Raw genomic sequence first — 13,175 nt, forward strand, 5'->3', positions numbered from 1 at the left:
GTAGTTTGAAGTTTGAGTTGCCACTGGGGAAAAACCTGGTTGAGCAGCAGCTCTTGCTGGAGCATTTTCGACATGAATTCAATTACATACGACCTCACGAGGCGCTGGGCATGAAGCGCCCGGGTGAAGTATATGTGCCGTCTACTCGACCTTATCCAGGATGTCTGCCGGATGTGGAGTATGCCGCGGAAATGAAAGTACGAAGCGTCAGACAGAACGGCTCAATCATGTGGAAAGGAAAGTTGTTGTTTGTAAGCGAAGCGCTATCAGGAGAGCGGATTGCGCTCAAAGAAGTTGAAGATGATGTTTGGGATCTGTACCTGTGTGACTATCCCCTAGGGAGGCTTGGACGAGGCATGGGCCGCGTCCAAGCCTAAAATGTGTAAACGATGTCCCCGGTTTCAGATGTAAAGGATGTCTACGGTTCTACACCCGCGCTGGGTGGCGAAGCCGCCCCAAACGGGACGCCGCGGTGTGTCTGAAAGACCGAGGTGCCCGGATTCAGGGCGGCTTCGCCCCCCAGCGCGGGGCAAGCCCGCTCACTACAGTTTGTTGACCGTGCGTATTGGTATTGTTGACCGTGCCGTATTGGCTACAGGCTGATCGCCGCGCGTGATTGCGCATCGCAACAACACCCGCCCGATTTCGAACTGCGCATCGCAATGCAACGATTGGCGCGCAGCCCCCTCATATGTCTACAAGCAACATTTCACCACGACAGGGACTGAGCTTATGACGGCGCCGGACAACGATCATGTGAACTGGCTGGTTGAACAGTCGATGCTGCACGCGGCACGCCAGCGTGCGCGGCTCTATTCCGGGCACGGGCGCCTGTGGCAACAGCCCTACGCACAAACCCGGCCACGGGATGCATCAGCGTTGTCGTCGGTGTGGTTCACCGCGTACCCGGCGTCGATCGTGACGCGCGAGGGCGGCACGGTGCTGGAGGCGCTGGGCGATGAAAGCCTGTGGCAGGCGCTGTCGAAGATCGGCATCCAGGGCATCCATAACGGCCCGCTGAAGATGTCCGGCGGCTTGAGCGGCACACGGCACACGCCGACCATCGACGGCAATTTCGATCGCATCAGTTTCCAGATCGACCCGCAACTGGGCAGCGAGGCGCAGTTGCAGGCGCTGACGCGCATGGCGGCTGCGCACAATGCGGTGATCATCGATGACGTGATCCCGTCCCACACCGGCAAAGGCGCCGACTTCCGCCTGGCCGAGATGGCCTACGAGGACTATCCCGGGCTGTACCACATGGTGGAGATCCGCGAAGAAGACTGGCCACTGCTGCCCGAGGTCGTCGACGGCCAGGATGCGCACAACCTCAGCCCGCTGCAGGTGGATGCACTCCGCGACAAGCACTACATCGTCGGCCAGTTGCAGCGGGTGATTTTCTTCGAGCCTGGGGTCAAGGAAACCGACTGGAGCGCCACGCCCGTGGTCATCGGCGTGGACGGCAAACCGCGCCGCTGGGTGTACCTGCATTACTTCAAGGCAGGCCAGCCGTCGTTGAACTGGCTGGACCCCAGTTTCGCCGCGCAGCAGATGATCATCGGCGACGCCTTGCATGCCATCGACGTAATGGGCGCGAAGATCCTGCGCCTCGACGCCAACGGTTTCCTTGGCGTGGAGCGCAAGGCCGACGGCACGGCCTGGTCGGAAAGCCATCCGCTGTCGATCACCGGCAACCAATTGCTCGGCGGCGCGATCCGCAAGGCCGGAGGTTTCAGTTTCCAGGAGCTGAACCTGACCGTGGACGACATTGCAGCGATGTCCCATGGCGGTGCGGACCTGTCCTACGATTTCATTACCCGGCCTGCCTACCAGCACGCCTTGCTGATGGGGGACACCGAGTTCCTGCGCCTGATGCTGCGCCAGATGCACAGCCTGGGCATCGACCCCGGTTCGTTGATCCATGCGCTGCAAAACCACGATGAACTGACCCTGGAACTGGTGCACTTCTGGACGTTGCATGCCCACGACAGCTTCGTTTACCAGGGCCAGACCTTTCCCGGCAACAGCCTGCGCGAGCACATCCGCGAGCAGATGTATGAACGCCTGACGGGTGAACAGGCGCCGTACAACCTCAAGTTCGTCACCAATGGCGTGGCCTGCACCACGGCCAGCATCATCACGGCGGCGTTGGGGATTCGCGATTTGGCGGCGATCACGCCGGAGGATGTGGGGCAAATCCGACAGATCCATCTGCTGCTGGTGATGTACAACGCCATGCAGCCGGGGGTATTTGCCTTGTCCGGCTGGGATCTGGTGGGGGCGTTGCCGTTGCCGGCGGATGAGGTGGCGCATTTGATGGGCGATGGCGATACGCGCTGGATTCACCGTGGCGCCTACGACCTGGTGGACTTGAACCCCGCCGCCGAACAGTCGGCCGGGCACATGCCCCGTGCGCACAGCTTGTACGGCAGCCTGAACAGCCAATTGCAGGACCCTGAATCGTTTGCCTCGCAGTTGCAAAAAATCCTCGCGGTGCGCCGCGCGTACGACATTGCCGCGAGCCGCCAGATCCTGGTGCCGGATGTGCAGCACCCGGGGTTGCTGATCATGGTCCACGAACTGCCGGCGGGCAAAGGCACCCAGATCACCGCGCTCAACTTCGGCGCCACACCGCTTACCGAAACCCTGCGCCTGCCCGGCATTGCGCCAGGGCCGGTGGTGGACATTATCAATGAACGGGTCGAGGGGGATCTGACGCAGGAGGGTGAATTCACCATTACCCTGGATGCATACGAAGGCTTGGCCTTACGAATCGTCAGCACTACCCCCATGTAGTGAGCGGGCTTGCCCGCGCTGGGGGGCGAAGCCGCCCCAAACGGTACGCCGCAGTGGGTCAGGAAGAACGAGGTGCCTGGATTTGGGGCGGCTGCGCCCCCCAGCGCGGGGCAAGCCCGCTCACTACAGGTTTAGGGCCAGGGGGTTGGGGCGGGTTTGGGTTGTTTCCTGAAGTAGGCAGTGCGCAAGTAGCGCGCCAATCGCCAGATGCCGTAGGCAACCACCGCAGCCAACAGGCTACCGGCCACATAGCCAATCGTCAGGCCGATCTCGTACGAACTCAGGTAGCCCCGGCGCCATAGCCGGATGGCATCAAGGATAGACCTGGGGGTTTGGACCCACACCAAGATGGATAAGCCATAAACCGGGATGGAGGCCAATAAACGTAGCCAGTAAACGGTCGTGCTCATCAGTGATTTCTTCCTTGGGGTGTGTAGCCGAACGCCGCATGTTAAGGCTTTTTTATGCCAAGTTCACCCCAGCGGCGCTGGCGTATTGTTCCCTGAGCGGCGTAGGGGCGGCTTACGCGTTGATCGGAATCGACAGTGTCGCCCGCAGGCCGCCTTCTGCTCGGTTAGCCAGCTCGATTCGCCCACCCAATCGGGTTGCGATGGTGTTGACGATGGTCAGCCCCAACCCCGCGCCCTTAGGGTTGCCGCGGTTGTAGAAGCGTTCGAACAACCGCGCCCGGTCCGCCTCATGGATACCTGGGCCTTGATCGTCGACGCTCAAGTGGTAAAACCCGTCAGCCTGGGTCAGTTGCACAGTGATCACGCCATGTTCCGGGGAGAAGTTGGCAGCGTTGCTGATCAGGTTGTTCAGGGCGATGTCGATGGCAATGGGATCGGAGAGGGTGTTGAAGGGGTGGTCGCTGACGTCAAAAGCCAGTTCCAGGTGCCTGCTCAGCAGCCATGGCGTGAGCTGCACCAGGCTGTTGCGGACGGTTTCGCCGAGGTCGATGGGTTTGTAGGCGGGCGCGGTGGCCTGGGGTTCGAGTCGGGCCATGGTCAGCAATTGACTGACCAGGCGGCTGGTACGATCGACGCCGGCGATGAGAAATTCGAGTGACTCGTGGCGCTCCTGTTCGGTGCCGGCCTCCAGCAGGTTTTGCGCGTGAACCCGCAGTACCGCCAGGGGCGTGCGCATTTCGTGGGCGGCATCGGCAATGAAGCGCCGTTCACGCCCCAGCACCTCCTGGATCTGCGCGAGCATGCGGTTGAGCGCGGTCTGCATCGGCTCCAGCTCGCTGGGCAGCGGCGTCAGTTGCAGCGGTTCAAGGGCGCCACTGTGCCGCGCGCGCAGGGTCGCGGCCATGTTGGCCAGGGGTTTGAGGCCCCAGCCGATGGCGAACCAGATCATTGTGGCAAGCACCAGACTGCCGATCAGGTTCAGCCACAACGTATGGCGGACGATGCGACTGACCAGTTCCGCACGCACGTCATAGCGTTCGCCGGCCCAGATGCGCAAACCGTTCTGTTTATCCTCCAGGAGGAAGGACCGCCAGTGGTGCTTGTTCAGGTCTTGCGTATCACTGAAGCCGGGCTGGGTGGGTGGCGTGGAAAAGGAAGGCGCGCTGGCGGTGCGCACCAGGACTTCGCCTTGGGGGTTCCACACCTCAAAGGCGATCTTTCTTTCGTAGCGATGGCCATCACCCCGAGGCACGGCTTCAGCCAGCGCCGAGTTGAAGGCTTGATACAGGTTGGCGCGTTCCTGCCCGGCCAACGGCATGCGCATGACGCCTTGCAGCAGGCGCGCGTTCTGCGCCAATTGCGCGTCGTAGACCTCGGCGATTTCGTGGTTGCTGTCGTGCAGGCTGAAAAGGCTGAGCACTGCCAGGCCGGCCAGCATCAGGCCGATGACCAGGGTCAGGCTACGGCGGCGGATCGAGCTCATGGGCGCTCCTCCACCAGGTAGCCTACGCCGCGAATGGTGCGGATCAGGTCGGCGCAGAATTTCTTGCGCAGGTGGTAGATGTGCACCTCCAGGGTGTTGCTTTCGGCTTCCTCGTTCCAGCCGTAGAGCAGCTGTGTCAGTTGATCGCGGGTCATGACCCGGCCCGGTGGCGACAGCAGCTCGTGCAGCAGTTGATACTCCTTGGGCGTGAGCACCACCGGCTGGCCGAGATAGCTGACCTGCTGGGTGCCGGGGTTGAGGCTGATACCGGCGTGTTCGATCAGCATTTGCGCGCGCCCTGCACTGCGTCGCAGCAAGGCGCGCAGGCGGGCCTTGAGTTCGGCGAGGTCGAAGGGCTTGATCAGGTAGTCGTCGGCGCCGGCGTCCAGCCCTGCGATGCGGTCTTCGGTGGCATCACGGGCGGTGAGGATCAGCACCGGCAGGTTTGAACCGCTGTCACGCAGGCGGCGTAATACGTCGAGACCGTCCATGCGCGGCAGGCCGAGGTCGAGTACCGCCAGGTCAAAGGTTTCACTGAGCAAGGCGTGCAGCGCGCTGGCGCCATCCTTGAGCCAGTCGACGGTATAGCCTTCGCGCCCCAGCGCCTGCTGAACGCCCTCGCCGAGGGCCACATCATCCTCGATCAGTAATAGACGCACACGGACTCCTTTGAGTCGGGATTGTTGTTCACGCCCACCGGCCATGGGCGCAACGCCGCTCCCAAGGGGGGTGGCGAGTGGAGTATCCGGGCCATTTCTTAACCAAGGCTGAAGGTAAAAAAAACCGACGTAACCGTCGATCTTCAGATTGTCTTAAGACTATCAGAGCAGGGTGGCAACCGACTCGAGACTGCCGAACGAATCGGCCGTCGCTTACGATCATCACGAGGCTATTATGACCCGCGACACCGCTGTCACCCGTTATGGAAAACTGTCGATCACTTTGCACTGGCTGATGCTGGTGCTGTTCGTCGGTGTCTATGCCTGCGTTGAAATCAAGGGCTTGCTGCCCCGAGGCAGCGAGGCGCGAAGCCTGTTCATGGGATTGCATGGGGTGTTTGGCGCGAGCATCTTCGTCCTGGTGTGGGTTCGCCTGCTCGCACGCCTGTCGCCGCGCCCGCCGATCACGCCGACACCGCCGGCATGGCAGACCGCACTCGCGCACCTGATGCACCTGGCCCTGTATGTGTTGATGATCGTCACCCCGGTGCTGGCCTGGCTGATGCTCGCCGCCGGCGACAAAGCCTTTCCGTACTTCGGCTTTCATCTGCCGGCGCTGGTGGCGGTCGACCCCGACCTGGCCAAGCAGCTCAAGGGGTGGCACGAATGGCTTGGCAGTGCGGGCTATTGGCTGATCGGCCTGCATGCGGCGGCAGGGTTGCTGCATCACTATTGGGTGCGGGACAACACCCTGGACCGCATGCTGGGCGGGCGTGAGCGCTCCTAGTAGGCCTGGATGTTCAGTCCGACAGGGGTTGCGGTGAAACTACCCATACGCTGCACGGCATTTTGTACAACACCCGTTCCACCGTGCTGCCGATCAACTGGCTGATACCCCGGTGACCGACGCGACCCATGACCACCATGTCGATGTCGTAGCTGGCGGCGTAGTTGCAGAGCACCTTGGCCGGGTTGCCCATGACCAGGTGCCGGCGTTCTTCTGGAATCCCGTTGCGTTCGGCCAGCGCGCGGAAAGCATCGGCCTGGGCATCCAACAGTGACTTGGCGGCACCTGAGGAGAAAAACGCCATGGCCTTATCGATGCCAAGTTCATTGGCGCTGCTCGATGACAGGTCATGGGCGTAGAGCACATCCAGCTCAGCATTGCAGGCGCTGGCCAGTTTCACCGCTTCGCGCAGGATTCTGTCGTTGAGGTCGGCGTATTGGCCGTCGCGGTGAAACGGGTCCACAGCGGCGAGGATCTTGCGCGGCAGGGCATGCTTGGCGTGGCTGACAAAATGCAGCGGCACCGGGCATTCGCGTAACAAGTGGATGTCCAGCGGCGTAAACATCAGGCGCGACATGAACGACTCCTGGACCAAGGCCTTGATCAGCACCGCCATGGGCTGCTCCCTCAGATGAGTGAGAATTTCCTGCAGCGCTCGTTCCACCCAGACCACCTCGGTGGTGACGGCTATACCGATGTTGCGCAGTGGCCGTGCCTGGTCTTCCAACCATTGGCGATGACGTTCGACGTAGCCGATGCGCATCTGTTCCAGTGCCTGCTCGTTGACCATGCCGGCTGTCGCCAGCCCGTCAAGGTAGTCGAAGGCCACGATATGCAGGGCCGCATCCGACGCCTTGGCGAGTGCCGCGGCCCGGTCCAAGGCGGGGCTGTGTTCCATCAACGGTGAGATGATCAGCATGAAACGCGGTTGTCCGGACATGGCGAAGCTCCCTTGGCAAGGTGTGTCGAGTCGATGCCAACAGGCTGCGCCTGGCGCGATCCGGGTGGTTGATCTTTGTCAAACAACGCATACCCGCATCCGGTTGCCTGACAGGTGGTCCACCCGGCGGTACGTCACGCTTTATTGATCATTATCAAACCCGGGCCAGGCAGTCCGGTGCAGCCTGGGCCAAGCGTCGAACCCACCAGGAGAAGATAATGGCCACTATGAAAGCGGCGATATTCGTCGAAAACAATCGCATCGTGCTCGAAGACAAGCCGATTCCGGAGGTCGGCCCGCTGGACGCATTGATTCGAATAACCACCACCACCATTTGCGGTACGGATGTGCACATCCTGCGAGGCGAATACCCGGTGGCCAAGGGCCTGACGGTGGGTCACGAGCCGGTGGGCATCATCGAGCGGCTGGGGTCTCAGGTGCGTGGGTTTGTGGAAGGGCAGCGCGTGATTGCCGGCGCCATCACCCCCAGCGGCCAGAGTTACGCCTGCCTGTGTGGCTGTGGTTCCCAGGACGGCCCGGATACTCGCCATGGTTTTCGGGCTATCGGCGGCTGGAAGTTCGGCAACACCATCGACGGCTGCCAGGCTGAATATGTGCTGGTGCCTGATGCGTTGGCCAACCTGTGCCCGATTCCCGACGGCCTGAGTGATGAACAGGTGCTTATGTGCCCGGACATCATGTCCACCGGCTTTTCCGGCGCCGAGCGCGGTGAAGTGAAGATCGGCGATACCGTAGCCGTCTTTGCCCTGGGGCCGATTGGCTTGTGTGCAATTGCCGGTGCCCGGCTCAAAGGCGCCAGCACCATCATAGGGGTGGATGCCGTGGCCGAGCGCATGACGGTGGCGCGTGGATTGGGGGCTACCCATGTGGTCAATTTCAAGGACGGCGATGTGGTCGAACAGATCATGGCCCTGACCGACGGGCGCGGGGTGGATGTGTCGATCGAAGCGCTCGGTACCCAGGGCACCTTTGAATCGGCGTTGCGCGTATTGCGTCCCGGTGGTCGCCTGTCGAGCCTGGGCGTGTATTCCAAAGACCTGCACATACCGCTCAATGCCTTTGCGGCAGGGCTGGGCGATTACAGCATCGTTACGACGCTGTGCCCTGGCGGCAAGGAACGTATGCGCCGCTTGATGGCCGTCGTGCGTAGCGGGTTGGTGGATCTGTCGCCGCTGGTCACTCACCGATTCCGTCTCGACGACATTGAAGCGGCCTACGACCTGTTTGCACACCAGCGGGACGGGGTCATGAAAGTTGCAATCACGCCGTGAACCGGGGGCGTGGCATTGGCCTGCGGTTCACTCGATTGCATCGTTGAGTGAGCCGCATCGGCTGTCAGCGCAGGCGATGGCAGCCTGTGATCAGTCGTCTGAGCCCCTCCATATTCTGGATATTGACCTCGCGCCCGCTTATTTCCACCAGTTCCAGTTCACGCAGGTGAGCGATGCTCCGGCAGATGGTTTCGAGGCGCAGGCCCAGGTAGGAACCGATGTCCTCCCGATACATTTTCAGCACAAAATGGCTGGACGAGTACCCGCGCATACTCAAGCGTTGCGACAGGTTCAGCAGAAAAGCGCCGAGGCGTTCATCTGAATTCATGTTGCCCAGCATCATCAGCACCTCGTGATCGCGAACGATTTCGCGGCTGAAGATCTTGTTCAGGTTGTGTTGCAGCGAAGGCAGGTCCCGCGCGAGTCGCTCCAGATGCCGGTAATGAATAGGGCAGACCTCACTGTCCTCCAAGGCAAAGGCATTTCCAGCGTGTGCACCACTGCTGATGGCATCCAGGCCGAGCATCTCGCCGCAAATCTGGAAGCCCGTGACCTGCTCGCGACCATCAATCGTGAGTGCAGTGGTTTTGAAGGAGCCGATGCGCACTGCGTACAGCGCACTGAATGGGTCGCCGGTGCGATACAGTGCATTGCCTTTTTTGACCTTGATGCGCTGCAAGATCATTTGGTCCAGGCGTTCGACCTCTTGCCCTGTAAGCCCGAGCGGTAGGCACAACTCCAGCACGCCGCAATTGGCGCAGGCCGCCTTGACGGAGCGGCGCTGATAGTTGACTTCAGACATGGCTGACCTTGCGCCCCCCCTGTAAAAGTCAGCTAAGAGTAGCGGCGCAAAAGTTCATACGTTCGTTTGGTTCAATTTAATTCAATAAAAGGCGTCGAACGGTCATGCGGTGATGGCGTGAACCCTGTGATCAAAGAAAACCCCTGTCGTTATCCTGGCAGGGGCAAGTGGGGCAAGCCTCAGTCGGCCTTGATGGGCACGACCTTGTCCGCCTTCATGGCTTCGGGCTTCTTGGGCAATGAGATGTTCAGTACGCCGTTGCTGAAGCTGGCTTCGATCTTCTCGGCATCCACGCCTTTGGGCAGGCTGAATACCCGTTCAAAGGAGCCGTAGTGACGCTCGCTGAGGTGGTAGCCTTTGTTTTTTTCAACCTTCTCCGCTTTCTTTTCCCCCTTGATGATCAGGTTGCCGTTGGACAGCTTGAGCTCGATGCTCTTCTGATCCATGCCGGGCAGTTCTGCGCTGATTTCAAAGCTTTTGTCCTTCTCGGTGATGTCCACGGCGGGCAGGCGCTGGCCGATCCGTTCGTGCCGCCACAGTGGTTCGAGATCAAACAAGCCGCGACTGAAGGGCGACAGCCCTGAACCGCGATTGAAATCGGCAAACAGGTGATCGACCTGTTGCCGGAGTTTTTCAAAGGGCTGCCACAGGTCTGACGACAACGGATGCTGATTGGACTTGGCCTCGGTCTGGATCGGCATTTTTTTCTCGGAATTGCTCATCTTGACGACTCCTCTTGGGTGAAGGGCAGGCGGCACACTCCCGGTACGCCAGGCCGCCCTGAAAAAAACACGCTGTGAGCGCGCTCCTCACAAGGTCAGTGCCCCCGTCCACAACATTCGGCCGGCAAAGGCCGCGGCGGCCCAGATGATGATCAACAGGCCCGTTTCGGCGCCGTTGAGGGGTTGGCCCTGACGGGCTTTCATGCTGGCCAGATAAATCAACGAGCCTGGCGCGTACAGCAAGGCACTGAGCAGCATGTATTTGGGGCCGGCGGCATACAGCAGCCACACGCAATACACCGTGGCTACCAAGGCAATGCCCGCGTCACGGGCTCGCAGGCCAGAATGGCCCTCGTAAGTCAGGCCTTGCCAGGCCAGTTTCAGGGCATAGAGGCCGCTGAACAGGTACGGCAGCAGAATCATTGAGGTCGCCAGGGAAATCAGCGCGAGATAGCTGGCGCTTGAGTAAAGCGTGAGCAACAGAAACAGCTGAATGCAGCCGTTGGTGATCCACAGCGCATGGCTGGGCACACCGTGCACGTTTTCCGTTGCCAGCATCCCAGGCATGACGTTCTCTTTGGCCGGCGTGAAGACCGACTCGGCGGCCAACAGCGTCCAGGCGAGCAGGGCGCCTCCCACCGAGATGATCAAGCCGATGCTGATCAGCACCGCGCCCCAAGGGCCGGTCGCAGCCTCAAGCACACCGGCCATGGACGGGTTCTTCAAGGTCGCCAGCTCGGGTTGCTTGAGGATGCCCAGTGACAACAGGGACACCGCAATCAACAGCAACAAGGTGATGACGAACCCGATCACGGTGGCACGCCCGACATTTTTGCGTTCGGCCGCACGCGCCGAGAAAACGTTGGCCCCTTCGATCCCGATGAACACCCAAACGGTCACCAGCATGGTGCTTTTGACTTGATCGAGGGTGCTGCCCAAATCAGGCGAGCCCCAGAAGCCGACAGCGAAGGTTTCGCGCCGGAAGGCCACGATCACCAGGCCGATGAACAGCAACAAGGGCACGATTTTGGCCACCGTCGTCAGTGCATTGGCGCGGGCCGCGGTGCGCATGCCTCGTAAAATCATCCAATGCAGCGACCACAGCAGTATCGAGGCGCCGGCAACGGCGACGGCGTTATTGCCTTCGCCGAACATCGGGAAGAAGTAACTCAAGGCTGCAAACAGAATCACCAGGTAGCTGACGTTGCCGATCCAGGCACTGATCCAGTAGCCCCAGGCGGAATTGAACCCGAGGAACTCGCCCCCCAAGACCCGGGCGTAGGCGAATACGCCGTTGTCCAGCGCCGGCTGGCGGTTGGACAAGGTTTGATAAACCAGCGCCAACGAAAGCATGCCGATGCCGGTGATCACCCAACCTATCAGGATCGCTCCGGCACCCGCATGGGCGGCCATGTTCTGCGGCAGGCTGAAAATGCCGCTGCCAATCATCGAACCGATCACAAGGGCCACCAGCAGGCTCAGGGAGAGCCGCCGGGAGTCGGCTCTTTGCAAACTGCCTGCGATGGGTTGCCCTGCGGGAGGAACGGTTGAGTGGGTGTCTTGCAGGTGCGTAGTCATAGAAGCCTCCACGAAACGAGGGTTTCTACACTCACCGCGTAGGGTGGTGTGAATGCTGGCTCAAATGTCCCCGTGAATCCTCAGTGGTCGTTTGATTTAAGTCAGAAAGTGTAAACACACCGTGTTTTCGGGCAGCCGCGACGCACGTCGTCATCCAGGGCGTGAGGGTGTCCCACCCGGATTGTTGATCATGATCAACTCCCGGCAACGTCGCCCGGCGCAGTCTGGGTCAGCGGGAGAGCCTTGCAGCAAACGTCTTGGGCGCCCTGAATATGGGCCAGACACGACCATCAGCCGGAGGTGAATGTTGATAACCAGGACGCCGCGCAGACGGTTTTCGGCCAATGCCAGGCCCGGCCCGACGCAACCGCCGGGGTTGCGCCGCCATGCATGAAACACCGGGGCTGGCGGGCGCCGCCGCGGCGCTGGGGATCGGGCTGTTGATCGGTCTTGAGCGCGAACGGCATAAAGGTCGGGGCGACAGCCGTGCCTGTGCCGGGTTGCGCACGTTTGCGATCACAGCGTTGCTGGGTTACGTGGCGATGCAGGTTGGCGGAGCGCTATTGCTGGGGATCGTGGGCGGCTGCCTGGCATTGCTGGTCAGTGTGGCCTATTGGCGCAGCCTGGGCAGCGATCCGGGCGTGACCAGCGAAGTGGCCTTGCTCACGGTGTTGTTGCTTGGTGCACTGTGCGGTACAGCACCGGAACAGGCGATTGCCATTGGCGTGGTGATGGCGGGGTTGCTGGCTTACCGAGAGAAACTCCATCACTTTGCCCGTAGCCAGTTGACCGAAGCCGAGATGCGCGACGGCCTGGTGTTGCTGATCGCTGCGCTGGTGGTGTTGCCGCTGACCCCTGATCGCTTCATCGGTCCCTACTCGGCGCTCAACTTGCGCACCTTGTGCACATTGACCGTGATGCTGATGGCGGTGGGGGCCATTGGCCATATCGCCGTGCGCACGTTGGGTGTTCGTTACGGCTATGTCGTCAGCGCCATCGCCTCCGGTTTTGCCTCCAGCACCATGACCATCGCGGCGATGGGGCACATTGCGCGCAAAGAGCCGGATAACCTCAAGGTATTGAGTGCGGCGGCCATTCTGTCGAATCTGGCCACGGTGGCCCAGGTTGCACTGATCCTCGGCGCGGTCGATACCGCCTTGTTGCCGTACATGTGGGGGCCGCTGCTGGCCGGGCTTGGCGTCACGCTGCTGTTCAGCGCTTGCCTGCTCTTCCCGAAAACCGCGGGTATCGCCAGCCGGCCGATCAAGGTCGGCGGGGCGTTCAACCTCAAACTTGCGCTGGCGGTCACTTTGACCATGGCCGGGATGACGTTTTTATCGTCACTGATGCTTGATCGTTTTGGTCAGACGGGCGTGATGCTCACGGCCATCTTCAGCGGCTTGGCCGACGCCCATTCGTCCACGGCCTCGATTGCCTCGCTTGCCAAAGGCGGGCACCTGGCCTATAGCGCCGTTGCCCCGCCCGTGCTGTTGGCGGTCAGCAGCAATGCGCTGAGCAAATGCCTGTTGGCCTGGATCAGCGGTGGGCGACGCTTTGCCACGTATGTCATCCCCGGGCAGATTCTGCTGACCTCGGCCATGTGGGTCGCGCTGCTGGTGCATTGAACGATGATTTGCCCGATGACTGACAAAGATCAAGTGGGTCGTCGGGCGAGGGGATCAGCCTTGGAGTATTCCCAGCCATCG

11 protein-coding genes and 1 pseudogene are annotated in these 13,175 nt (G+C 61.1%); 5 read left to right on the forward strand and 7 right to left on the reverse strand.

What is annotated here, in order from left to right; translation table 11 throughout:
- Positions 1 to 377 (forward strand): annotated as a pseudogene (locus tag IB241_RS20105) (IS481 family transposase); the annotation flags it as partial.
- 355 nt (positions 378 to 732) lie between these two features.
- Complete coding sequence (gene treS / locus IB241_RS20110) at positions 733 to 2,796, forward strand: maltose alpha-D-glucosyltransferase (RefSeq protein ID WP_192299960.1); 2,064 nt, start codon at positions 733 to 735, stop codon at positions 2,794 to 2,796.
- A 131-nt stretch (positions 2,797 to 2,927) separates the two neighbouring features.
- On the opposite strand, the gene IB241_RS20115 is transcribed toward treS, so the two are convergent.
- From IB241_RS20115 to IB241_RS20125, 3 genes are all read right to left on the reverse strand, one after another.
- Complete coding sequence (locus tag IB241_RS20115; RefSeq protein WP_192299961.1) at positions 2,928 to 3,206, reverse strand: hypothetical protein; 279 nt, start codon at positions 3,204 to 3,206, stop codon at positions 2,928 to 2,930.
- A 112-nt stretch (positions 3,207 to 3,318) separates the two neighbouring features.
- Entirely contained in the window at positions 3,319 to 4,689 is a 1,371-nt protein-coding gene (locus tag IB241_RS20120; protein WP_192299962.1) for an ATP-binding protein, read from the reverse strand.
- The gene (locus IB241_RS20125) at positions 4,686 to 5,348 is read right to left on the reverse strand and encodes a response regulator (protein WP_192299963.1); all 663 of its coding nucleotides are present in this window, start codon (positions 5,346 to 5,348) and stop codon (positions 4,686 to 4,688) included. The genes IB241_RS20120 and IB241_RS20125 overlap by 4 nt, the downstream gene beginning before the upstream one ends.
- A gap of 235 nt (positions 5,349 to 5,583) precedes the next feature.
- Here IB241_RS20125 and IB241_RS20130 point away from each other — a divergent pair, with 235 nt between their 5' ends.
- Positions 5,584 to 6,135: a cytochrome b gene (locus IB241_RS20130; RefSeq protein ID WP_192299964.1), complete on the forward strand. Its 552-nt coding sequence runs from the start codon at positions 5,584 to 5,586 to the stop codon at positions 6,133 to 6,135.
- Positions 6,136 to 6,148: 13 nt separating this feature from the next.
- Here the strand turns inward: IB241_RS20130 and IB241_RS20135 are convergent, their stop codons facing one another.
- Positions 6,149 to 7,075: a universal stress protein gene (locus IB241_RS20135; RefSeq protein ID WP_192299965.1), complete on the reverse strand. Its 927-nt coding sequence runs from the start codon at positions 7,073 to 7,075 to the stop codon at positions 6,149 to 6,151.
- A gap of 218 nt (positions 7,076 to 7,293) precedes the next feature.
- Between IB241_RS20135 and IB241_RS20140 the strand changes: the two genes are divergently transcribed.
- The gene (locus tag IB241_RS20140) at positions 7,294 to 8,367 is read left to right on the forward strand and encodes an NAD(P)-dependent alcohol dehydrogenase (RefSeq protein ID WP_192299966.1); all 1,074 of its coding nucleotides are present in this window, start codon (positions 7,294 to 7,296) and stop codon (positions 8,365 to 8,367) included.
- 64 nt (positions 8,368 to 8,431) lie between these two features.
- On the opposite strand, the gene IB241_RS20145 is transcribed toward IB241_RS20140, so the two are convergent.
- The 3 genes from IB241_RS20145 to arcD form a co-directional block, all read right to left on the reverse strand.
- The gene (locus tag IB241_RS20145) at positions 8,432 to 9,169 is read right to left on the reverse strand and encodes a helix-turn-helix domain-containing protein (RefSeq protein ID WP_192299967.1); all 738 of its coding nucleotides are present in this window, start codon (positions 9,167 to 9,169) and stop codon (positions 8,432 to 8,434) included.
- A gap of 179 nt (positions 9,170 to 9,348) precedes the next feature.
- Positions 9,349 to 9,891 carry an Hsp20/alpha crystallin family protein gene (locus IB241_RS20150; RefSeq protein ID WP_192299968.1) on the reverse strand — a complete coding sequence of 181 codons (543 nt, stop codon included), beginning with the start codon at positions 9,889 to 9,891 and terminating at the stop codon, positions 9,349 to 9,351.
- 87 nt (positions 9,892 to 9,978) lie between these two features.
- A complete protein-coding gene (arcD, locus tag IB241_RS20155; protein ID WP_192299969.1) occupies positions 9,979 to 11,469 on the reverse strand; it encodes an arginine-ornithine antiporter in 1,491 nt (496 codons plus the stop codon).
- Between the two features lie 386 nt (positions 11,470 to 11,855).
- On the opposite strand from arcD, the gene IB241_RS20160 reads away from it, so the two are divergent.
- On the forward strand, positions 11,856 to 13,094 hold the full coding sequence (locus IB241_RS20160; RefSeq protein WP_192300135.1) for an MgtC/SapB family protein: 1,239 nt from the start codon (positions 11,856 to 11,858) through the stop codon (positions 13,092 to 13,094).
- Positions 13,095 to 13,175: the final 81 nt, after the last annotated feature.

The organism is Pseudomonas sp. PDM05 (assembly GCF_014851685.1).
Taxonomy (GTDB): domain Bacteria; phylum Pseudomonadota; class Gammaproteobacteria; order Pseudomonadales; family Pseudomonadaceae; genus Aquipseudomonas.

Bases quoted from the DNA above. Each gene is read 5' to 3' on its own strand.
- treS (WP_192299960.1), top strand. From the start codon at position 733: ATGACGGCGCCGGACAACGATCATGTGAACTGGCTGGTTGAACAGTCG.
- IB241_RS20115 (WP_192299961.1), bottom strand. From the start codon at position 3,206: ATGAGCACGACCGTTTACTGGCTACGTTTATTGGCCTCCATCCCGGTT.
- IB241_RS20120 (WP_192299962.1), bottom strand. From the start codon at position 4,689: ATGAGCTCGATCCGCCGCCGTAGCCTGACCCTGGTCATCGGCCTGATG.
- IB241_RS20130 (WP_192299964.1), top strand. From the start codon at position 5,584: ATGACCCGCGACACCGCTGTCACCCGTTATGGAAAACTGTCGATCACT.
- IB241_RS20135 (WP_192299965.1), bottom strand. From the start codon at position 7,075: ATGTCCGGACAACCGCGTTTCATGCTGATCATCTCACCGTTGATGGAA.
- IB241_RS20140 (WP_192299966.1), top strand. From the start codon at position 7,294: ATGGCCACTATGAAAGCGGCGATATTCGTCGAAAACAATCGCATCGTG.
- IB241_RS20145 (WP_192299967.1), bottom strand. From the start codon at position 9,169: ATGTCTGAAGTCAACTATCAGCGCCGCTCCGTCAAGGCGGCCTGCGCC.
- IB241_RS20150 (WP_192299968.1), bottom strand. From the start codon at position 9,891: ATGAGCAATTCCGAGAAAAAAATGCCGATCCAGACCGAGGCCAAGTCC.
- arcD (WP_192299969.1), bottom strand. From the start codon at position 11,469: ATGACTACGCACCTGCAAGACACCCACTCAACCGTTCCTCCCGCAGGG.
- IB241_RS20160 (WP_192300135.1), top strand. From the start codon at position 11,856: ATGCATGAAACACCGGGGCTGGCGGGCGCCGCCGCGGCGCTGGGGATC.